Below are 20,774 nucleotides of genomic sequence, written 5' to 3'. Positions count from 1 at the left end.
GAAATGCAAAAAAAAGATATTGGTCTTGGCATTCTGATTATCGTGGTTGGCGCAATTGTTTATATGCGCAACCCGCTTTTTCTGTCGCCCATCAACCTTGGCAATACCGCAAATCTGATCGGCCTGTTTGGCCTGTTTGCCATTGGGCAAGGGTTTGTCATCATGACCGGCGGTATTGATCTTTCCGTCGGATCGGTGATCGCGCTGCTTGGTGTGTTGTTTGTCGACATGGTCGGTAAGTTCGGTGTTCCCTGGCCATTGGCCGTGGCGATCATCATTGGCCTTGGTGTTCTGATCGGGCTGGCGCACGGTATCCTGATTACACGATTTAGGCTGCAACCATTTGTCGTTACCTTGTGCGGGCTTTTGATTTATCGCGGCATTGCACGTGGATACACAGCGGAATCTACGGCAGGCTTTCCTTTTGGTTCCAGTTATCCTCAGCTTGAATGGCTTACAATCGGGCGGAGCTTCGGCGTCCCGCACTCGTTCGTCGCGATGCTGATTGTAGCGGCGGTGATGTGGGTTGTTTTGCATCACACAGTTTTTGGTCGTCACCTTTGCGCGGTCGGCAAGAACGAGGAAGCCGCACGCTTTTCGGGGATAAACACCCGTTTCGTCACGGTGATGGCATATGTGATCTGTGCCGTGCTCGCATCGATTGCGGCGATATATTTCGCAATGTTCACCAAGTCAGTCCAACCGTCTTCGCACGGTAACTTTTACGAGCTGTATGCAATTGCGGCGGCTGTTTTGGGTGGATGTTCTTTGCGCGGGGGCGAAGGTTCCGTCATCGGGATCGTTCTTGGGGCCGTGTTGCTACAGGAATTGCAGAACCTGGTGAATTTGCTGGGCATTCCATCTTCGCTGAATTTCGCAGTGATGGGCGCTGTGATTTTGCTGGGTGTTCTGGCAGATCAACAATTTGCCGCGTATCGCACCAGAAAAAATACCGAAAGGGCGCTGGGCTTGCTGCAAAAACCATAAATTACAAAAGAAAACCGTCTGCTTTTAGCCACGTTAGGTTGATCAGCAGATATGGGGGGTGTTCATGAATGTGCTTGAACTTAAAAACATATCCAAACGTTATGGTGCCATACAGGCGCTTGATAGCGTGTCACTTGCCATTGCGCCGGGCGAAGTTGTCGGACTTATGGGCGATAACGGTGCGGGGAAATCCACCTTGGTCAAGGTGATTGCGGGGAACTTTGCCCCGACGTCGGGCGATATCCTTATTTCCGATAAGAAAGTGGCGTTTAACAAACCGCTGGATGCACAGAAAGCCGGTATTGAGGTCGTTTATCAGGATCTGGCGATTTGTAACAATCTGAGTGCAGCGTCGAACGTGTTCTTGGGGCGTGAACCGACCCGCAGGATAGGGCCGATCAAGGTTGTGGATTATGCCTTCATGCGCAGCAAATCCGCCGAACTGTTTGCGCGATTGAAATCGGAAACCCGTCCCCGTGATCTGGTGCACAAAATGTCCGGCGGGCAGCGCCAGGCTGTTGCAATCGCACGAACCCTTTTGAGTGATGCCAAGATCGTTTTGATGGACGAGCCAACCGCTGCGATCTCTGTTCGGCAGGTGGCGGAAGTCCTCAACCTTATCCGGCAGCTTAGTGATCAGGGTATCGCCGTCGTTCTGATCAGCCACCGAATGCCCGATGTCTTTGAGGTCGCAGACAAGGTTGTTGTCCTAAGGCGGGGCGAGCTTGTTGCAGACAAAAAAGCATCGCAGTCTTCGCCAGAAGAAATTACGGGCCTGATTACCGGCGCGATTGAGCACGCATGAGTGGACCTAAAAAAGGAACAATGAATATGGCAACGCCGACTCTTGCTGAAGTCATCAATCGTTCTCAGCATCATGGGCTGATCGCGCGGATCACAAGCCAGCAGATTTTTTGGGTGTTTATGGCGGCTGTTTTTGCCTGCCTCGCATTGACGATCCTTACCGACAGTTTCGCAACAGAGCGCAACCTGTTCAATGTCACCCGCAATTTTGCGTTTGTCGGGATCATTGCGCTTGGCATGACGGCGGTTATTGCATCCGGCGGGATTGACCTTTCTGTTGGCTCTACGCTGGTGATCTCTGCGATGACGGTCAGCGTCATCATGTCCGCAGGAATGCCGTTTTGGCTCGGCTGTATTGCCGCACTTGGCATCTCGCTGCTTGTGGGCGCGGTTAATGGCGTGCTGATTGCCTATGCGAAAATGCCACCATTCGTGGTGACGCTTGGCATGTTGTCGGTCGCGCGCAGTCTGGCAATGGTGCTTTCTGATAACAAAATGATCTATGAGTTCGGGCCGGATCACGACTTTTTGCTTTGGCTTGGGGGCGGCTCAACCCTCGGTCTTCCGCATCCGTTGATCATCATGGTGATTCTGGCTTGCCTGACGGCGTTCGCGTTCAAGCATTTACGTTGGGGCCAGCACTTATTCGCGATTGGCGGTAACGAAAACGCAGCGGTTCTGACCGGCATTCCCGTCGCGCGCATCAAAGTCAGCGTTTATATGTTTTCAGCCCTGATGGCAGGTATTACCGGGGTCCTGGAAGTAGGTTGGCTCGGTGGGGTTACGACCAATCTTGGTCAGGCCATGGAGTTGACCGTCATTGCCGCTGCTGTCATTGGCGGTGCCAATCTTGCAGGTGGCGGAGGCACTGCATTTGGTGCCGTGGTCGGTGCATTGTTGATTGAAGTGATCCGCAACAGCCTTATTTTGCTTGGTATAAGTACATTTTGGCAGGGAACGTTTGTTGGGTCGTTCATAGTAATTGCCGTAGCGTTTGACCGTTTCAGGCAGAGAAAGTCATAGACCTGCAAAAGTACTCTGAGAGAAATGTTAGCTTTTGTGGCATGTAACAGTGGAGCAGTGGTTGCAAAACGTAACCACTGCTCCATCGCTCTCAATCTTCGCGCAAAAATCAGTCTGATATCGCAGCCTTCGAAAAACATGCCGGTCACAGAATTTGTGCCGTAGGACCGGCTCATGTCGTTTAGTGCAAGGACGCGATCAAGCCTGTCACAATGTTCTGACGATTTTTCGGTGAATGCGTCAGGTCTGCGAAACTGATCATTACCTTTTCAAGTGTTGCCCAAGCGGTTTCTTTTGACATTGCGCTGACGTCGCGCGCGACTTGCCATGGATCCAGTCCAAGTCTGGCCAACATCGAAAGTGTCGTAACAGGCGTTCCGTTCAAACCTGCACCGATTTTTGTTTGCAGAAACCTGTCGTATCGTGTGTCGAGGCCGTTTGGATAGTTTTCCATCATGATAGACCAATCCATGCAAATGTCGGTGTTAGATCTTTGGCAAGGAGCCTGATTTAACCGCCCTGGTGAAATGCCATGTGGTTGACATTATGGATCAAGTTGTGCGGAGCGGAGCTAATGTGGATTAGTTGAGCCTTCATGACGCTATTTGGCGCGCAGATAGAGGGGCTGCTCACCTTTGCCAAAATCGATCTCGCATCTGAACTGGTTTCTTCCAATTGCAGACGGACCATTTTGCCAAAACTAACCGAGGTTAGCTCCGCAGGCACACAATCGGTGTAAAAGAGTAGTCTTCATTAAATGTTCTGTGATGTTGGATCGCATCTCGTAACCGGTCGGCTTGGATTAACATCAAGGCCGGTCTCTGCCTGCGGGTTGCTGGCAGGCGCCGATTTGATCGCTGTATCAATCCGCAATTTTCCAATCATTTGAAAAATCGCGACACATGTTCGTTCGCGTCGTTATGCGTACTTCGAAAAGCAAAGAGCGGTGTTTTATCAAGCCCTCTTTGCGCGAAACAATCCAGACATTTGAGCCCTTTATCTGACCTTTTGGAGGACAAGATTATGAACTATCCCGATTGGTTGAAGCCTTATGTTCTTGGTGCGGTTTCCGGTGCGGCTTTGGCAACGGTTGTCGGCTTTACCTGGGGCGGCTGGGTGACGGGCGGTGACGCGCGTCAGATGTCAGAGACAATGTCCGATGACAAAGTGATCGCCGCGTTGGTGCCTGTTTGTGTTGCCAAGGCGAGCGCAGATTTAAATCGTGCGGCAAAACTCGAAACGATCCGGGGGGTGTCAAGTTATCAGCAAAGAGAAGCCCTGATGGAAGCCGGCTGGGCAACGATGCCAGGCACTGAAATTCCAAACCGCGATCTTGCACAGGCATGCGTCAAAGCGCTTGAGCCGGAGTTGTCATAATTGCGAGACCCAAGGAGACAAAAATAGTGTCAGACGAGAGGAAGACTTCTCCTTTGCCGCCTGAGGCGACATCCTTGGAGCGGCGGGTTCTTGCCCATGAGCGGATTTTGCAATCGCTTATCGCCTACATGTCGCGAAGTGATCCGCGATTTGTTGAGCATCTGCAAGACAGGTTCGTTGTGCCGATGTCGCGGGCGCCTCATGAGCATGACCACAAAGAAACAGACGAATATGCCGAAGATTTCATTCGCGCTGTGATGTTGCTTGAGGCGAAAGGCCTGACAGCCCGTGACAAATCCGCGCTGAGCAAGAACACGTCGGTCAGGCAACAGGGCGGTGTCGACTTTGTCCATGCACCCTATGCACAGCGTATCGAGCGCGGCGGTCGGGTTGATCGTGTGCAATTGATCAAAAAGAACAACATCTGGGAAATCAGTGTGGATGGCGTTTTTCGCGGGCACTATCACGACCGCGAGCATGCCCTTGCAGCCGAGGCCCTTGCGAAGCTTTCATTGTCATGAGTGTGCGTTGCACGGCTGTTGCCTTGGCCCACTCAACTCGGTCAGGACACCTTAAATGCGTTTAAGCATCGGATATTATTTCCAGTATCAATTGCAGCAAATCACACCAATGATCGCGCTGCTAAATGTTCATCACTCCCGCGTTCATGATCTTGAGGGCGACGACCGCCTGCAGACAGTACCGGAATTGGCGCAAACACGTTATGTCGACGGGTTTGGCAACATCTGTACGCGTTGGACTGCGCCGGTCGGTAAATTCGTCTTGCAATCAGACGGCGTTATCTTTGACGACGGGACCGAGGATGAGCCATGCCGGGATGCCAAACAGCATGCGGTTGAGGATTTGCCGTCTGATACGATCATTTACCTTCTTGGCAGCCGCTATTGCGATACGGACCTGCTGTCAAACGAAGCGTGGCGACTTTTTGAACGCACACCGCCGGGTTCGGAGAGAGTCCAGGCGATTTGTGATTTCGTCTACGATCACATTACGTTTGGATATCTTGATGCACGTGCGACGCGGACAGCATCAGAGGCGCTTAAGGAGCGACGCGGCGTTTGCCGGGATTTCACGCATCTTGCCATCGCACTGTGTCGCTGCATGAATATTCCGGCGCGTTACTGCACCGGATATCTCAGTGATATCGGGGAACCTTTGCCCCATCCGAGCGGCGATTTTGCCGCATGGATGGAGGTTTACCTCTCTGGCCGATGGTGGGTGTTCGATCCCAGAAACAATTCCCCGCGGGTCGGTCGTGTATTGATCGCCAGAGGACGGGATGCGGCCGATGTGCCATTGCTGCAAACCTTTGGCGAAAGCATTTTGCGAGACTTCCGCGTTTGGACGGAAGAATTGTGATGCTTTTTCATGATGGGTTCCAAAAAACCGCTCAAGAGATAGCGGGGCCGCCTTATGCTGTCTGTTGATCTGGTCCATTCAACGATCTACCGCTATCACTGGCCGGTTTTACTTGGGCCGCATCGATTGATGCTCCGCCCACGAGAGGCGCGCGATACCCGTTTGGTGTCCTTTGAGGTCACAATGGACCCGGAGACAGAGTTGGTCTGGACTCATGATGTTGCTGGCAACGCGATCGCAACAGCAAATTTCAAGGACAAGACCGACTATCTCAAAATTGAAAGCCGGTCCAAAATCGAGATGGCCGCATCACAATGGCCGGTTTTTACAATCTCGGCTGCGGCATGCACCTTTCCGTTCTCATATTCAGATGATGAGTGGATTGATCTCGGTGCTTTGACAGCACAGCATTACCCGGACCCGACCGGGCGGTTATCAGACTGGGTGAATGGTTTTATTTTCAGTAGCCCGACAGACACGCTGTCTTTGTTAAAGGACATTAGCTTCGGGATATCGCAACGCACGACCTACCGAAGGCGGGAGAGCGAAGGCACACAAACACCGCTCGAAACTCTGGACAATCAAGAAGGATCGTGTCGCGATTTTGCTGTTTTGTTCGTTGCAGCGGCGCGTTGCCTTGGTTTCGGGGCAAGAATTGTGTCCGGGTATCTGGTAAATACAGATAGCAGCTTAAGAGGATCAGATGGCTCAGGTTCAACGCATGCCTGGGCGGAGGTCTTTCTTCCTGGTGCCGGTTGGGTTGCCTTTGATCCGACAAACCGCAGTGTGGGATCGGGCAATCTTATTTCGGTGGCGGTGGTTCGTGAAATGACGCAGGCAGTTCCGGTTGCCGGTGAGTTCACGGGGGGCAGGGGCGCACTTATCGACATGAACGTTGCCGTATCCATCACTTAAATCCCGCGCCAGTTCAGTAAACTTGTTTTTGCTAATCTACCCAGCGAACGTGATCTATTTGAGTTTCAGCGCATTCCCGCCCTTGATGATCCTGTCGATCAGGCGGTGGACAGCCTGATGGTCTGTCTGGGATGAAGTGCCTGCGGTTTCAGGATTATGTGCGTCTCTCGCATCCTCAAGAATACCGGCGATATCCTCCGTGCTGAGAATTCCAAGATCGCCCAGGCATATTAGAGTAGACTCGCAAATCGACAGCGCTGCAGATCCCTGGATATCCATAGAATAATTCATGGTTCGCCCTTTTTCTGTGCGCTTTGGCACCCAAAGCCGTGGTTTAGGTTCAGCTTTTCCTATCGCCCCTCGGTCTGGCGCAGCATCGGCAGGTTGGCCTTAACAGGGGTTGCTGACATCCGTGCGACAATGAGGGGTGCCGATATTCAATGATGAGGACAGGTTTGATGGTTTCCTCGACGGCGGCTGTTTCAAAACGACTGAAAAACTATATCGACCTGACAGAGCAGGAGCTCGATACCCTTTCAAGAATGATTGGTCCGTCGCGGATGATTTTTGCCGGTGGAGAAATCGTTCACGAGGGGCAAAGCGGGCATCGTGCCTTCATTTTGCAGGACGGTTGGGTGATGTCCTACAAGTTGCTTCCCGAAGGTGCGCGCCAGATTATTGACTTTCAGGTGCCCGGTGACTTCCTCGGGTTGCGAAGTTTGTTGCTTCGAACGTCGGACCATAGCTTTGAGGCGGTAACGGATGTTCTGGTTGGCGAAGTCAAAGCGCAAGACATGCTATCGGCTTTCTCATCAGCACCGCGTTTGGCGATGTCGATATTGTGGTCAGTGTCCTGCGACGAGGCGATGGTTGTGGAGCATCTCGTCAATATCGGCAGGCGCTCGGCGATTGAGAGAACTGCACACTTCCTTCTGGAACTAGGTGCGCGGCTCAGATCAATCGGTGTCGGTGATGCGCACGGTTATCCGTGTCCTTTATCGCAATACCAACTGGCCGATACGCTTGGCCTTAGCGCGATCCACATCAATCGCGTTTTGCGCCAACTGCGCGAACAGAATTTGGTCACTTTCCAAAAGGGAGTTGTCCAGTTCAACGATTTGAAAAAACTGACCGAACTTGCTGAGTTTGAAATGGGATATCTCGATCAGGTTGGCCCGGTACTTGTATCGTAAGTCATCCTGACCAATCGTGATGCTTACGAGAAATCTTTGCCAATCATCCACTTTTCTACGTCAGCAACGGCTTCTTCCTCGGAAATGGCGCGGCGCACTTTGATCATGTTACACAGCTGCCCCTTGGTCTTGATCGTTGACAGGTCATAGTGGGTCAGGAAGTTCCAATTGTTTTTTGCGTCGGCAAGGTAGCCTTTTTTGCGTTTAAGCGTTTCGGGCGTCTCGCCACCTATAAATCCAAACATGTAATTTTCCTTTGGGTGATTTTTGATTTTTTCTCATTTTGGAAAATTCATTATGGACGTGTTTTAAAAGCGCAAACTAACCTGTGATGTGTATTTGAGTTTTATTTTGTGAGATGTTCGTGACTGTTTAGAATTGATCACTTTGGGGCGCATATTCATGCGTCACATACGTTTTGCATCAGGGAAGTTGGCAGTCATGAATGCGATGAAAACAACGCATAAAACCTACGACTTTGCCTACCAATTCAGCCTTGACGGTCGCGTGCAAAGCTTTTTGCCCGGGCGTTACAGCATAGAAATAGAAGAAGAGTTATCGTCAGGAAGCGAGCCGCTTGATTTCAGGCAGGTTAAGTCCCGCCTGTATCATACCCCTAACTCAGGTGTGCGCATTGAGGTCGGAGGCATCGGCATTGATCCTGAAGATTTTGATCGTGCAGCCTTGCAAGATGGCGTGAGGGTTTTAAGAGATCTTCACACTGAAGAGAGTGTTTTGAGGGTTTCTAAGTTCGATCGCTTTGCAATTGAACGCGGTGAGAATGAGGGAATGTCGGTCACGCGAAGGGAAGTCGAAGTTGCCGGAAGTAGCGTCGACTAAGTTCATTTTGGGATAAATAGTAATATTATATGACTATTTTACGTCATAACCTCTCCCGATCTTCCGATTGTCGTACTTTATTGCCTCGGACGTTCTCATAACTCGGGGCTATACCTCGGATAACGAGACTCTTGTGCCGTCAGTTGCGGACTTGGCAATTGCGTGGATGACTTTTTCGAATTCGTAAGCGTGTTCGAAATCGGGGTAGGCCGGACTGTCATCGCGGATCGCACAAAGCAGTGCAGCAGCTTCGATGACCTTGAGATCGTTAAAGCCAAGCTGATGTCCCGGTGCTGGGCAGAATTCACCGTAGGGCGGATGTGCCGGGCCGGTCAGGATGGTGGTGAAACCCTGCTGCGCCTTGTCGCCTGAATTGCGATAAAGCTGCAACTCGTTCATGCGCTCCTGATCAAAGCAGATCATGCCGTTGGTGCCATGAACTTCCCAAGCCAGCCGGTTTTTTCGCCCCCAGGCGGAGCGCGATGTCGAAAGGCTGCCCTGAGCGCCGTTGGCGAACCGCACCAAGGCAGATGCCGTATCCTCGTTTTCGACCTTGGCCCGCCCGGTTCCATCAGGGAGAGGTCGGGTGGTGTGAACAGTTTGCATATCGGCAATCAAGCTTTCGATTGGTCCGGCAAGGCCATATGCCATTGATACCAGATGACATCCCATATCCCCCAGCGCCCCAAGACCGGCATCGGCAAGCTTGGCCCGCCATGTCCAGGGGAGTGCCGGGTCAGCCTGATAATCCTCGTCTACCCAGCCGCGGAAATGAACGATCTCACCAATTTCACCGCCCTGGATCAGCCGACAGGCATGTGTGAATGCCGGGTTTTTGATGTAGTTATAGCCGACCATGGTTTTGATGCCTGCTATGCGGGCGGCATCACGCATTTCGCGCGCCTGATCCAGCGTCAGAGCCAAGGGTTTCTCGCAATAAACATGTTTGCCCGCCTTGATGGCGGCAATAGCCATTTCGAAGTGAAGCGCATTCGGCGTGGTGATCGAGACGATATCGACATCCGGATCTGAAATCAGCGATGTCCAGTCGGCAGTACTTTTTGCAAAGCCAAACTGGTCGGCCATCTGTTTGGCTTTTTCGACCGGCGTATCACATAAAACCGCAAGATGAGACTCCGGCACATCGCCCATAACAGCCCGTGCTGCGCCAAATGCCAGCGCATGCGCCTTTCCCATGAAACCAGTGCCAATCAGGCCAATACCAAGAGATTTCATTTGCCGGAACTCCTCACCTAGTCAAAATAGAATTTTTGTTCTATTTAATGGATGGTCATGGAACGTGCCACGCGTCAAGCAGAAACAAAACAAGGAAGAATAAACGCCATGAGTGATCAGACCGCACCTGTTTCGCTTGAGGAATTCAATCACCGTCTGGCCGAAATATCGGAAACCATGCCCAAAAGGCTGCGCCAATGTGCCGAGTTTGTTGCGCAAAATACCGATCGCATTGCTGTTTCCACAGTTGCCGAACTATCGGTCGGTGCAGGTGTGCAACCCTCGGCCTTCATGCGGTTTTGTCAGTTGATGGGATTTTCCGGATTTTCTGAAATGCAGAAAATGTTTCGGGAAACCTATGCGCAAAAATGGCCGGACTACGCCACACGGCTTGAGAACCTGCGCGCAACAGGGGATGACAGCCCCAGTGCCCTGCTGGCCGAGTTTGTCGAAGCCGGGCGGTTGTCGTTGGAAAATCTGGCGTCAACGGTCGATCTGGAAACGCTGGAAAAGGCGGTCGATGTCTTGGCTGAAGCCCCGATGATCCATGTGGTTGGTTTCAGGCGTGCCTTTCCGGTCGCGAGTTATCTTTCCTATGCCTTTGAAAAGATGAACATTGCCGCCGTTCTGCATGACGGTGTGGGTAACCTCAATCCACGCCACGCGATCCGCGAGGGCGATGTGGTGATTGCGATCACCTTTGCGCCCTATTCACAGGAAACAATTGATCTTGCAGCCTATGCGCATGACCTTGGAAACAAGGTTGTGGCGATCAGTGATTCGCTGAGCGGGCCGATGCGCAAAACAGAAGCCTTGATGTTATCTGTATCGGAAGTCGATGTCGGGGCGTTCAGGGCACTTTCGGCGACAATCTCGTTGGCGATTGCCTTAGCCGTCTCTGTCGGGGCAAAGCGCGAGAAAATGATCGATGGAAAATAATTATTGAAAAACAAAAATAATGGAATAAAAATTCCATAGTGTATTCCAAGCAGAATATGCGTATCAGCATAAACGGGTGCGAGAGACATCCGCGTGATCATCCCGAAATCATCGATCTGCCATTTGGTCTGCCAGGTTCTTGCTGGCGTGTCGCAGGCAGTTCGGGACGGTCAACGTAAGTCAGGGCGGGAACGCCGAAGGGAAGGAACATCGGAATGCTTAAAATAGGTTTGCTGGGCGCTGGACGTATCGGGCAGGTCCATGCGGTGAATATTGTCGTGCACCCGCAAAGTGAACTGGTCGCGGTGTCGGACAAATTTGATGAACCTGCCGAGAAGCTCGCGCAGATGCATGGGGCTGCTGTGCGCAGCAGCGAGGACATCATTGCCGATCCGGCGATTGATGCCGTGTTGGTCGCAACACCGACCGATACCCATGCGGATCTGCTGGAGGCAGCGACAGCAGCAGGGAAGGCGGTTCTGTGTGAGAAGCCGGTTGATCTTGATCTTAAGCGTGCCCTGGATTGTCTTGCGCGATGTGAGCCGCACGGCAAGCCCATCATGGTTGGATTTAACCGCCGCTTTGATCCGAACTTTGCCCATCTGAAAGCGGCCTTTGATCAAGGCGAAATCGGTAAGGGGGAGCTGCTTTCGATCTCTTCCTTTGATCCGGCACCACCGCCGGTAAGCTATGTGAAGGTCTCTGGCGGGATTTTCCGCGATATGGCGATCCATGATTTTGATATGGCTTGCTGGATGTATGGTGCGCTGCCCGACAAAGTCACCGCCATCGGATCAAGCATTGTCGATCCGGAGATCGGAAAGGCAGGTGACTTTGATACTGCCGTTACCACGCTTGAGTTTTCGGGTGGACGTATCGCCGTGATTAAAAACAGCCGTCGTGCGGCATATGGCTATGACCAGCGCATCGAGTTTCTGGGCTCGGACGGGTTGCTTGCCGCACATAACGTTCTGGAAAACACGATTGAGAAAATCACCGTGCACGGTGCAACCAAGGCCAAGCCGGAGCATTTCTTCCTCGAACGCTATGCCAGGGCCTATCAAATTGAATGGAACAGTTTCATTGAGGGCGTGCAGGGGGCATCGCCCCTTCCAGTTACCCTGAAGGATGGGATCAATGCCCTGGTCGTCGCCGAGGCCGCCGCGCTTTCCGCGCGCGAGGGACGGAGTGTTGATGTCGCAAAAGAAATTCTGCCCTGATTAAACGCGTCCAGATCAGGGCTTGGATATTAACCGGCGTGGCCCATCAGCTGCGCCGGTTTTCTTTTGGCGATCAGGGATCTGTGCCATGCGAGTCGCCCCGAAAACTTAAAACGGCCGATGGCGAATACCTTTATTTGCAAGGATGTTGTCGCCTTTCGCACTTGGTTCGGGGTGGGATGAGCGGCGGTTTCAGCTGGTTTGGCAAGGCCTTGTGGTAGCGACAGAGGGTTATCTTGCAGTGCAATAGAAAAAAAATGTTGATTTCGTCACAAAATAGAACAAAAATTCTATTCAACGGTTTCAACGGGTCATATCAACCCACGCCGCCAGAAGCAGAAAGGTTGCAGAAAGACGACTGACTGCCAGAAGAACACATAAATTCAATGGGAAAATCCCAATATTTCAGCCGACTAGGGAGGCAACAGATGAAAAAGGCGCTTACTGCCATCGCGGCAGCAGCATTTGCATTTGCCGGTTTGTCCGCAACCGCATCCGCAGAAAATGAAAAATTCGTTCTCATCAGCCACGCACCAGATTCTGATAGCTGGTGGAACGTGATTAAAAACGCGATCAAGGTCGCGGGTGATCAGATGGGTGCGGAAGTCGAATATCGTAACCCGCCGACCGGTGACCTTGCCGATATGGCGCGTATTGTCGAACAGGCTGCTGCGACCAATCCGGATGGCATCATCGTGACCATTGCTGACTTCAACGTCCTTAAGGGGCCGATCACCGATGCCGTGGATAAGGGTATCCCGGTCATCACGATCAACTCCGGCACGCAGGAACAATCCGAAGAACTTGGTGCGCTGATGCATGTCGGCCAGCCGGAATATGATGCCGGATTTGGTGCCGGTAAACGCGCCGCCGCCGCTGGCGCGAAAAGCTTTGTTTGTGTAAACCACTACATCACCAACCCGGCATCTGTTGAGCGTTGCCGTGGCTTTGCCGACGCACTTGGTGTCGAGCTTGGCAGCCAGATGATCGATAGCGGTCAGGACCCGTCGGAAGTAAAGAACAAGGTTAGCGCGTATCTCAATACCAATCGGGATGTTGATGCTGTGCTGACACTGGGCCCGAACTCTGCCCATCCGACCCTTGCAGCCCTGCGTGACGCGGGTCTTGCTGGCGAAATGATGTTTGGCACGTTTGATCTGTCATCCGAGATTGCCGAGGCCATCAAGGCTGGTGAAATCAACTTTGCCATCGATCAGCAGCCTTACCTTCAGGGTTATCTTCCGGTCGTCATTCTGACCAACTATGCGCGCTATAGCGTTCTGCCGTCCGGGCATATCAACTCGGGCCCTGGTTTCATTACCAAGGACAACATCGCGCAGGTCGAAAAATACGCCGGCGAATACCGTTAAGATTTCCTCCCGCCAAGGGCGCGCCCAAGGCCGCCCTTGGTACCCACCTGATAGTTAAAAGAGTGATGCCATGTCGGACGAGCGGCTCAAGCAAGTCTCAGCCATTCGCCGTGCCATGATCAGGCCCGAACTCGGCGCGATCTGCGGTACGATCCTGGTCTTTGTTTTCTTCTTCATGATTGCCGGTGATAGCGGCATGTTTTCCCCGGAAGGCATTCAGAACTGGGGCGTTGTATCGGCCCAGTTTGCCATCATCGCAGTCGGTGCCTGCCTGTTGATGATTGCCGGTGAATTCGATCTTTCGGTCGGCTCAATGATCGGCTTTGCAGGTGTGGTGATCGCCATTCTGTCTGTTCAATGGGGCCTGCCGGTTTGGCTGTCTATTATTGCGGCCTTCATCGTATGCACGGCACTGGGCGCACTGAACGGTTTTCTGGTGATCAAAACCGGCCTGCCGAGCTTCATTGTTACCCTGGCATTCTTATATATTCTGCGTGGTCTGACGATCTGGCTTTCCATCCTGACAACCCGACAGACCATTATTGGCGGGGTCAAGGAAGTTGCCGAGGGTGATCCGCTTGCCTGGCTGTTTGGCGGTGTGATCTTCAAGGGCTTTTTCCAGTGGCTTGGCGATATCGGTGTCATTGAGACCTTTACCCGTGGTTCCCGTATCGGGCAGCCAGTTGTGGAAGGTCTGCCGATGCTGGTCATCTGGGCGCTGGCATTGATCATTTTTGGTCATTGGCTTTTGACCAAAACACGTTTCGGTAACTGGATTTTCGCATCTGGCGGGGATGCGCAGGCCGCACGTTATGTCGGCGTTCCAGTCAATCGCGTTAAAATCCTGATGTTCATGTTCACCGCATTCTGCGCAACCGTCTTCGCGACCTGCCAGGTCATGGAATTCGGATCGGCTGCAGCCGATCGTGGTTTGCTCAAGGAATTTGAAGCCATCATTTGTGTGGTGATTGGCGGCGCACTTCTGACGGGTGGTTATGGTTCAGTCATTGGTGCTGCGCTGGGGGCTTTGATCTTTGGTGTGGTTCAGCAAGGCTTGTTCTTTGCTGGTGCGGAAAGTTCACTTTTCCGGGTGTTCCTGGGCGGTATCCTGATCTTTGCTGTGATCATGAATACCTATATCCGCCGCATGATTACGGGAGAACGGTAATGAGTACGCCACTGATTGAAATGGACAATATCGAAAAGCATTTCGGACCGGTAATCGCGTTGGGCGGCGTTTCGTTTAATGTGATGGAAGGCGAGTGCCACTGTCTTCTGGGTGATAACGGGGCGGGCAAGTCGACCTTCATCAAGACCATGTCAGGCGTACACAAGCCGACCAAGGGTGTCATGCGGGTTAGTGGTCAGGAGACCGTTTTCGACAGTCCGCGTGACGCGATGGAAGCCGGGATCGCGACTGTTTATCAGGATCTGGCGATGATCCCGCTGATGTCTGTGACGCGCAATTTCTGGATGGGGCGCGAACCGCGCAAAAGCTTTGGTCCATTCAAATGGATCGACTTCAAACATGCCAACAAGGTCACCTTGGATGAAATGGCATCCATGGGCATCAATCTGCGCGAACCCGAACAAGCGGTTGGTACGCTGTCGGGCGGGGAGCGGCAAACAGTTGCGATTGCGCGTGCCGTTTATTTCGGTGCCAAGGTCCTGATCCTTGATGAACCGACATCGGCACTTGGTGTGCGCCAGACGTCAAACGTCCTGGCGACCATTGATCGGGTGCGTAAAGCCGGAATTGGCGTCATCTTCATTACCCACAACGTGCGCCACGCGATGGCAGTTGGCGACAGGTTTACGGTTTTGAACCGCGGCCAGACCCACGGCACGGCAAAGCGTGGTGAAATCAAACCCGAAGAGCTTCAAGACCTTATGGCGGGCGGTCAGGAGCTGGCTGAACTCGAAGGGTCCCTTGGAGGGACGATTTAATGAAGCGGCTTGATGTCATTACGATTGGACGATCATCCGTTGACCTTTATGGCACCCAGATTGGCGGGCGCCTTGAGGACATGGCGTCGTTCAAGAAGTATATCGGGGGTTCCCCGACCAATATGGCGTGCGGGACTGCGCGACTGGGATTGAAATCTGCGCTTATCACGCGGGTTGGCGACGAGCATATGGGGCGGTTCATCCGCGAAAAGCTGGTTGCCGAAGGCGTTGATGTTCAGGGTGTCATAACCGACCCTGAGCGCCTGACGGCACTTGTGCTTTTGGGCGTGCGCGATCAGGAGCAGTTTCCGTTGATTTTCTATCGGGAAAACTGTGCCGATATGGCGTTGTGTGAGGATGATATCGATCCCGACTTCATTGCAAGTGCACGCTGTGTGACGGTTACCGGGACGCACCTTTCGCATCCCAAAACCCGTGCGGCTGTTCTGAAGGCCGTTCGACTGGCCCGTGATACCGGCGCCAAAACCGCACTCGATATCGATTACCGTCCCAATCTTTGGGGGCTGTCGGGGCATGGGGATGGTGAAAACCGTTTCATTGCATCGGACGCTGTTACCAAGGAATTGCAGGCAACCCTGCATCTGTTTGATCTGATCGTCGGCACTGAGGAAGAATTCCATATTGCCGGTGGTGTGACCGATACGCTCGAAGCGCTTGAAAATGTTCGGGTGATTTCGAATGCGACACTGGTTTGCAAACGAGGCCCAATGGGGGCTGTGGCGTTTGCTGACAAAATTGGCAAAAGCCTTGATGACGGAATTTCAGGGCCGGGATTTACGGTTGATGTGTTTAATGTCCTGGGGGCGGGTGACGGGTTCATGTCGGGCCTGTTGAAAGGCTGGCTGAGCGATGCGGACTGGGAAACGTCCCTGAAATACGCCAATGCCTGTGGCGCATTTGCGGTGTCGCGCCATGGCTGTACACCGGCTTATCCGAGTTGGGATGAACTGCAGTTCTTCTTTGATCGCGGTATCAAAACCCCGGAACTGCGCAACGATGCAGAGTTGGAGCAAATCCACTGGTCAACCAACCGTACCGGCAGTTGGCCGGAAATGCGGGTTTTTGCATTTGATCACCGGATGCAGCTTGAAGATCTAGCCGATGATGTTGGCGTTTCGCATGACCGCATTGGTCCGTTCAAGGAACTGTGCCTGCGCGCGGTCCAGAATGTTTCGGGCGGCAAGGATGGATACGGCATCCTGTGCGACCGCCGACTGGGGCGTGATGCCCTTTATGCGGCGGCCGGCACCGGGCTTTGGATCGGGCGACCGGTTGAACTTCCGGGGTCGCGTCCGCTTGAACTGGAAATTGGTCCCGATCTTGGCACGCAACTGGCCGAATGGCCGGTGGAGCATGTGGTCAAGGTTTTGTGTTTCTATCATCCCGATGATGATGATGTGACCAAGGCCGATCAGGAAGTCACCATCATTCGGCTTGCCAATGCAGCGCGCGGCAATGGCTTGGAATTCCTTCTGGAAGTTATTCCGTCAAAGGTTCGCGATTGTGATGATAAAACAACGGCCAAGGTGATCAGACGTTTCTATGAAATCGGTGTTTATCCCGATTGGTGGAAGCTTGAACCGATGAAATCGGATGCGGCATGGCGCAATGCCTGCGATGCGATTGCCCAAAATGATCCCTATTGCCGGGGTATCGTCGTGCTTGGTCTTGATGCACCAGAAGCAGAGCTTGTGGAAAGCTTCGAGGTTGCGGCGCGCTTTAACATGGTCAAAGGCTTTGCTGTCGGGCGCACGATCTTTATCGATGTTGCGCGTGACTGGTTGCAAGGTACGATTGCCGATGATCAGGCCGTTACTGCAATGGCCCAAAAATATCGCGCCCTTTGTGATACCTGGGACGCGGCACGCAAAAAATCGGGAGGAGCGGCATGAAAACCGTTCGATTAACCGCCGCCCAAGCGATGGTGCGGTATCTGAGCGTACAGCGCAATCACGACGGCGAAGGCTTTTTCGGTGGCTGCTGGGCCATTTTCGGTCATGGCAACGTCGCCGGAATGGGCGAGGCGCTTCATGGCGCAGGCGACAGTTTTCCAACATGGCGTGGTCATAATGAACAAAGCATGGCCCACGCGGCGATCGCCTATGCCAAGGCATCCAATCGCAAACGGGCCATGGCGGTCACGACATCAATCGGGCCAGGTGCGACCAATATGGTGACGGCCGCAGCACTGGCCCATGTCAATCGCTTGCCCGTTCTGTTTATCCCCGGCGATGTATTTGCCAATCGTGCACCGGACCCGGTTTTGCAACAGATCGAAGATTTCGGGGACGGTACGATTTCGGCCAATGACTGCTTCAAACCGGTCAGTCGGTACTTTGATCGTATTACCCGCCCGGAACAGCTTCTGACAGCATTGCCGCGCGCAATGGCGGTTCTGACAGACCCGGCCGATTGTGGGCCGGTGACCCTGGCATTTTGTCAGGATGTGCAGGCAGAAGCCTATGACTGGCCAGAAAGCTTCTTTGTGCCAAAGACATGGAAACACCTGCGTCCCCGTGCGGACCTTCAACAGATTGAAGACGCGATTGGCGCGATCAGATCGGCGAAAAAACCGCTGATTATTGCCGGTGGTGGCGTGCATTATGCCCAAGCCTGTGATGATCTGCGTGATTTTGCCCATCGTCACAACATCCCGGTGGCCGAAACGCAGGCAGGGAAATCTGCCTTGCCGTGGGACGATGATCTCAATATGGGATCAATTGGCGTTACCGGGGCAACTAGCGCCAATGCCATTGCCGAGGACGCCGATCTGATCATTGCGGTTGGCACACGTCTTCAAGATTTCACGACGGGCAGCTGGGCGCTGTTCAAGAACCCTGATCGTCGTATTCTTTCGATCAATGTGGCGGCCTATGATGCGCGCAAACATGACGCGATTTCCGTCGTTGGCGATGCCAAGATTACGTTGGCGGAGCTCACAAATGCGTTGGCTGACTATCGCGCAGTTGCGGTGGACCCGGCACTCAAGCAAAGCTGGATGGATGTGGTTGATAGTGTCACTGCGACGCCAACAGGAAATGCGCTCCCGACTGATGCGCAGGTGATTGGTGCGGTTCAGCGCAGCACAGACGAAAATGCGATTGTTGTTTGTGCAGCCGGTGGGCTTCCTGGTGAACTTCACAAGCTTTGGAAAGCAACCCGGCCCAATGGCTATCACGTTGAGTATGGTTTCTCGTGCATGGGATACGAGATCGCCGGGGGGCTAGGGGTCAAGATGGCCTGCCCGGATCGCGAAGTCGTCGTCATGGTGGGGGATGGATCCTACATGATGATGAATTCCGAGCTCGCGACCAGTGTGATGCTGGGGCACAAGATCATCACTGTGATCCTTGATAATCGGGGCTTTGGCTGTATCAACCGTTTGCAGATGGCAACCGGCGGGGAAAGTTTTAACAACCTTCTTGATACCGCGCGCCATGTCGTGCCCTCAGCAATTGATTTTGCCGCGCATGCCGGTGCGATGGGGGCGATTGCCGAAAAGGTATCCTCGATCACCGAGCTTGAAGACGCCATGGTGCGCGCCAAAGAGGCTGATCGATCCTATGTCATTGTGATTGATACCGATCCGTTGCCAAGCACGGAAGCCGGTGGTCATTGGTGGGATGTCGCCGTGCCGGAAGTATCGGTTCGCCCAAGCGTCAACGAAGCCAGAAAAAATTACGAAGCCGCGCTGAAAAAGCAGCGCCCGGGAGATTAAAATAATGATCCTTTACGGTACCAATCCGATCGCCTGGTCCAATGATGATGACCAGACCCTTGGCGCAGACATCAGCCTTGAAACCTGTTTGTCCGAGGCGGGAAAGATTGGCTTTGACGGCATTGAAAAAGGCCACAAGATGCCGACCGAGCCAGCGGCACTGAAAGCTGCCCTTGCGCCACATGGCCTTAAATTCGTTTCAGGTTGGCATTCGCTTAATCTTCTGACCCATTCGGTCGAGGACGAGAAAAAGGCCATTCAACCGCATCTGGATCTTCTGAAGGCGATGGGATGCAAGGTTTGCATCGTCTGTGAAACGTCCAACGCCATTCACGGCAATGATAACGCAGCCCTTAATAACAGCCCGGTTCTCCATGCCGATCATTGGGCCAAGTTCGGTGCGGATGTCGAAAAAATCGCCGCCTATTGTGCCGATCAGGGCATTGATCTGGTTTATCACCATCACATGGGCACGATTGTCGAAACGGCTGATGAAATTCATGCCTTCATGAAAAATACCGGGCCGAAAACCAAGCTTCTGCTTGATACCGGTCATGCATGGTTCGGGGGTGCCGACCCCGAAGAACTGGCTGCGCGTTACATGGATCGTGTTGGCCATATCCATTGCAAAAACGTGCGCCCGACAATTAGCAAACAGGTCCGTGAAGAAGGGCTTAGCTTCCTTGAAGGTGTGCGGCGCGGGGTCTTTACCGTCCCGGGCGATATCGAGGGGGGCGCTGCATTTGAACCGGTCCTGAAAATCGCAGCCGACCATGGATATTCCGGCTGGCTGGTGATCGAGGCAGAACAGGATCCGAACGTTCGTAATCCGTTTGAATATCAGTCATTGGGACTGAAATCGCTGCGCGACATGGCACGGAAAACCGGACTGGATAAAGGAGACGCCTGATGGCTGATCTGCTCAGAAAGCCGAATGGAACGACCGGGAAGGTCCACGATATCACGACGGATAGTGCCAATTGGGGTTATGTCGGGTTTGGGTTGTATCACCTGAAACCCGGCGAAACTGCCCGGGAAGCAACTGGCGACCGTGAGGTCATTCTGGTTTTGGTTGAAGGCAAGGCAAAGATTTCTGTCGATGATCAGGATTTCGGTGAACTCGGCAAACGCATGAGCGTGTTTGAGCGTATCCCGCCAGCCTGTGTCTATGCGCCCAATGATGCCAACTGGAAAGCTGTTGCGACCACCGATTGCACGCTTGCCGTCTGTACCGCACCCGGGAAGGGAAATTACCCTGCACGCGTAATCGAAAATATCGAGCTCGTAGAGCGTGGCAAAGGGGCGAATACCCGATATATCCACCCGATTGCGATGGAGGAAAAAGACATCGCCGATAGTCTTCTGGTGACCGAGGTCTTTACCCCGCAAGGCAACTGGTCAAGCTATCCGCCGCACCGTCATGACGAGGATAACTATCCCGACATGACCTATCTTGAGGAAACCTATTACCATCGCCTCAATCCCAGACAGGGATTTGGATTCCAGCGGGTCTTTACCGAAGATGGCGAACTTGATGAAACCATGGCGGTTTCAGACGGTGATGTTGTACTGGTGCCCAAAGGCCATCATCCATGTGGCAGCCCATATGGCTATGAGATGTATTACCTCAATGTCATGGCAGGGCCGGTGCGCAAATGGCGGTTCCAGAACCACCCGGACCATGACTGGATCTTCCAGCGCGATAGCAAGTGATGCCCTTGTTTGATCCAGGACCCAACAAGGCGCACAATTGCAACGTCGTGACACGCCTTGCGGTGCATGTTGTAATGGCTGTGCTTAGCGT

At 53.1% G+C, this 20,774-nt stretch carries 22 protein-coding genes; 18 read left to right on the top strand and 4 right to left on the bottom strand.

Features of this window, described 5'->3' with window-relative positions; genetic code table 11:
* Positions 1–3: 3 nt before the first annotated feature.
* From IT893_RS14960 to IT893_RS14950, 3 genes are all read left to right on the top strand, one after another.
* Positions 4–987: an ABC transporter permease gene (locus IT893_RS14960; protein ID WP_064779640.1), complete on the top strand. Its 984-nt coding sequence runs from the start codon at positions 4–6 to the stop codon at positions 985–987.
* A gap of 64 nt (positions 988–1,051) precedes the next feature.
* Positions 1,052–1,792, top strand: a complete 741-nt coding sequence (locus IT893_RS14955; RefSeq protein ID WP_064779987.1) for an ATP-binding cassette domain-containing protein — start codon at positions 1,052–1,054, stop codon at positions 1,790–1,792.
* A 26-nt stretch (positions 1,793–1,818) separates the two neighbouring features.
* A complete protein-coding gene (locus IT893_RS14950; protein WP_197145686.1) occupies positions 1,819–2,814 on the top strand; it encodes an ABC transporter permease in 996 nt (331 codons plus the stop codon).
* A gap of 181 nt (positions 2,815–2,995) precedes the next feature.
* On the opposite strand, the gene IT893_RS14945 is transcribed toward IT893_RS14950, so the two are convergent.
* Entirely contained in the window at positions 2,996–3,271 is a 276-nt protein-coding gene (locus tag IT893_RS14945) for a hypothetical protein (RefSeq protein ID WP_197145684.1), read from the bottom strand.
* 428 nt (positions 3,272–3,699) lie between these two features.
* On the opposite strand from IT893_RS14945, the gene IT893_RS14940 reads away from it, so the two are divergent.
* From IT893_RS14940 to IT893_RS14925, 4 genes are all read left to right on the top strand, one after another.
* Positions 3,700–4,191, top strand: coding sequence for a hypothetical protein (locus IT893_RS14940; protein WP_252723972.1), 492 nt, complete (start codon positions 3,700–3,702; stop codon positions 4,189–4,191).
* A 185-nt stretch (positions 4,192–4,376) separates the two neighbouring features.
* Complete coding sequence (locus IT893_RS14935) at positions 4,377–4,712, top strand: hypothetical protein (protein WP_197145682.1); 336 nt, start codon at positions 4,377–4,379, stop codon at positions 4,710–4,712.
* A 55-nt stretch (positions 4,713–4,767) separates the two neighbouring features.
* Positions 4,768–5,571: a transglutaminase family protein gene (locus IT893_RS14930; RefSeq protein ID WP_197145680.1), complete on the top strand. Its 804-nt coding sequence runs from the start codon at positions 4,768–4,770 to the stop codon at positions 5,569–5,571.
* Positions 5,572–5,625: 54 nt separating this feature from the next.
* A complete protein-coding gene (locus IT893_RS14925) occupies positions 5,626–6,486 on the top strand; it encodes a transglutaminase family protein (protein ID WP_197145678.1) in 861 nt (286 codons plus the stop codon).
* 54 nt (positions 6,487–6,540) lie between these two features.
* On the opposite strand, the gene IT893_RS14920 is transcribed toward IT893_RS14925, so the two are convergent.
* Complete coding sequence (locus tag IT893_RS14920; RefSeq protein ID WP_197145676.1) at positions 6,541–6,777, bottom strand: hypothetical protein; 237 nt, start codon at positions 6,775–6,777, stop codon at positions 6,541–6,543.
* 167 nt (positions 6,778–6,944) lie between these two features.
* Between IT893_RS14920 and IT893_RS14915 the strand changes: the two genes are divergently transcribed.
* Positions 6,945–7,679: a Crp/Fnr family transcriptional regulator gene (locus IT893_RS14915; protein WP_197145674.1), complete on the top strand. Its 735-nt coding sequence runs from the start codon at positions 6,945–6,947 to the stop codon at positions 7,677–7,679.
* A gap of 23 nt (positions 7,680–7,702) precedes the next feature.
* Here the strand turns inward: IT893_RS14915 and IT893_RS14910 are convergent, their stop codons facing one another.
* Entirely contained in the window at positions 7,703–7,924 is a 222-nt protein-coding gene (locus IT893_RS14910) for a hypothetical protein (RefSeq protein ID WP_197145672.1), read from the bottom strand.
* 196 nt (positions 7,925–8,120) lie between these two features.
* Here IT893_RS14910 and IT893_RS14905 point away from each other — a divergent pair, with 196 nt between their 5' ends.
* Positions 8,121–8,519: a hypothetical protein gene (locus tag IT893_RS14905; RefSeq protein WP_197145670.1), complete on the top strand. Its 399-nt coding sequence runs from the start codon at positions 8,121–8,123 to the stop codon at positions 8,517–8,519.
* A gap of 108 nt (positions 8,520–8,627) precedes the next feature.
* On the opposite strand, the gene IT893_RS14900 is transcribed toward IT893_RS14905, so the two are convergent.
* A complete protein-coding gene (locus tag IT893_RS14900; protein WP_197145668.1) occupies positions 8,628–9,755 on the bottom strand; it encodes a Gfo/Idh/MocA family protein in 1,128 nt (375 codons plus the stop codon).
* Between the two features lie 108 nt (positions 9,756–9,863).
* On the opposite strand from IT893_RS14900, the gene IT893_RS14895 reads away from it, so the two are divergent.
* The 9 genes from IT893_RS14895 to iolB all read left to right on the top strand — a co-directional run bounded on the left by IT893_RS14895 (position 9,864) and on the right by iolB (position 20,683).
* Positions 9,864–10,694, top strand: a complete 831-nt coding sequence (locus IT893_RS14895) for a MurR/RpiR family transcriptional regulator (protein WP_197145667.1) — start codon at positions 9,864–9,866, stop codon at positions 10,692–10,694.
* 215 nt (positions 10,695–10,909) lie between these two features.
* Entirely contained in the window at positions 10,910–11,914 is a 1,005-nt protein-coding gene (gene iolG / locus IT893_RS14890) for an inositol 2-dehydrogenase (RefSeq protein ID WP_197145665.1), read from the top strand.
* A 428-nt stretch (positions 11,915–12,342) separates the two neighbouring features.
* On the top strand, positions 12,343–13,284 hold the full coding sequence (locus IT893_RS14885) for a sugar ABC transporter substrate-binding protein (RefSeq protein ID WP_197145663.1): 942 nt from the start codon (positions 12,343–12,345) through the stop codon (positions 13,282–13,284).
* A 70-nt stretch (positions 13,285–13,354) separates the two neighbouring features.
* Positions 13,355–14,452, top strand: a complete 1,098-nt coding sequence (locus IT893_RS14880; protein ID WP_197145661.1) for an ABC transporter permease — start codon at positions 13,355–13,357, stop codon at positions 14,450–14,452.
* The gene (locus tag IT893_RS14875) at positions 14,452–15,231 is read left to right on the top strand and encodes an ATP-binding cassette domain-containing protein (RefSeq protein ID WP_063088785.1); all 780 of its coding nucleotides are present in this window, start codon (positions 14,452–14,454) and stop codon (positions 15,229–15,231) included. The genes IT893_RS14880 and IT893_RS14875 overlap by 1 nt, the downstream gene beginning before the upstream one ends.
* Complete coding sequence (gene iolC / locus IT893_RS14870) at positions 15,231–17,144, top strand: 5-dehydro-2-deoxygluconokinase (protein ID WP_197145659.1); 1,914 nt, start codon at positions 15,231–15,233, stop codon at positions 17,142–17,144. Before IT893_RS14875 ends, iolC begins: the two co-directional genes overlap by 1 nt.
* Positions 17,141–18,970 (top strand): 3D-(3,5/4)-trihydroxycyclohexane-1,2-dione acylhydrolase (decyclizing), encoded by a 1,830-nt coding sequence (iolD, locus tag IT893_RS14865; RefSeq protein ID WP_197145657.1) that lies wholly within the window; start codon positions 17,141–17,143, stop codon positions 18,968–18,970. The genes iolC and iolD overlap by 4 nt, the downstream gene beginning before the upstream one ends.
* Positions 18,971–18,974: 4 nt before the next feature.
* The gene (iolE, locus tag IT893_RS14860; RefSeq protein ID WP_197145655.1) at positions 18,975–19,880 is read left to right on the top strand and encodes a myo-inosose-2 dehydratase; all 906 of its coding nucleotides are present in this window, start codon (positions 18,975–18,977) and stop codon (positions 19,878–19,880) included.
* Positions 19,880–20,683, top strand: coding sequence for a 5-deoxy-glucuronate isomerase (iolB, locus tag IT893_RS14855; RefSeq protein ID WP_197145653.1), 804 nt, complete (start codon positions 19,880–19,882; stop codon positions 20,681–20,683). The genes iolE and iolB overlap by 1 nt, the downstream gene beginning before the upstream one ends.
* Positions 20,684–20,774: the final 91 nt, after the last annotated feature.

It is taken from the genome of Thalassospira sp. A40-3 (assembly GCF_015871485.1).
Taxonomy (GTDB): domain Bacteria; phylum Pseudomonadota; class Alphaproteobacteria; order Rhodospirillales; family Thalassospiraceae; genus Thalassospira; species Thalassospira tepidiphila.
The sequence above is the reverse complement of the archived record's forward strand: the minus strand, read 5'-3'. Positions and strand labels throughout refer to the sequence as shown.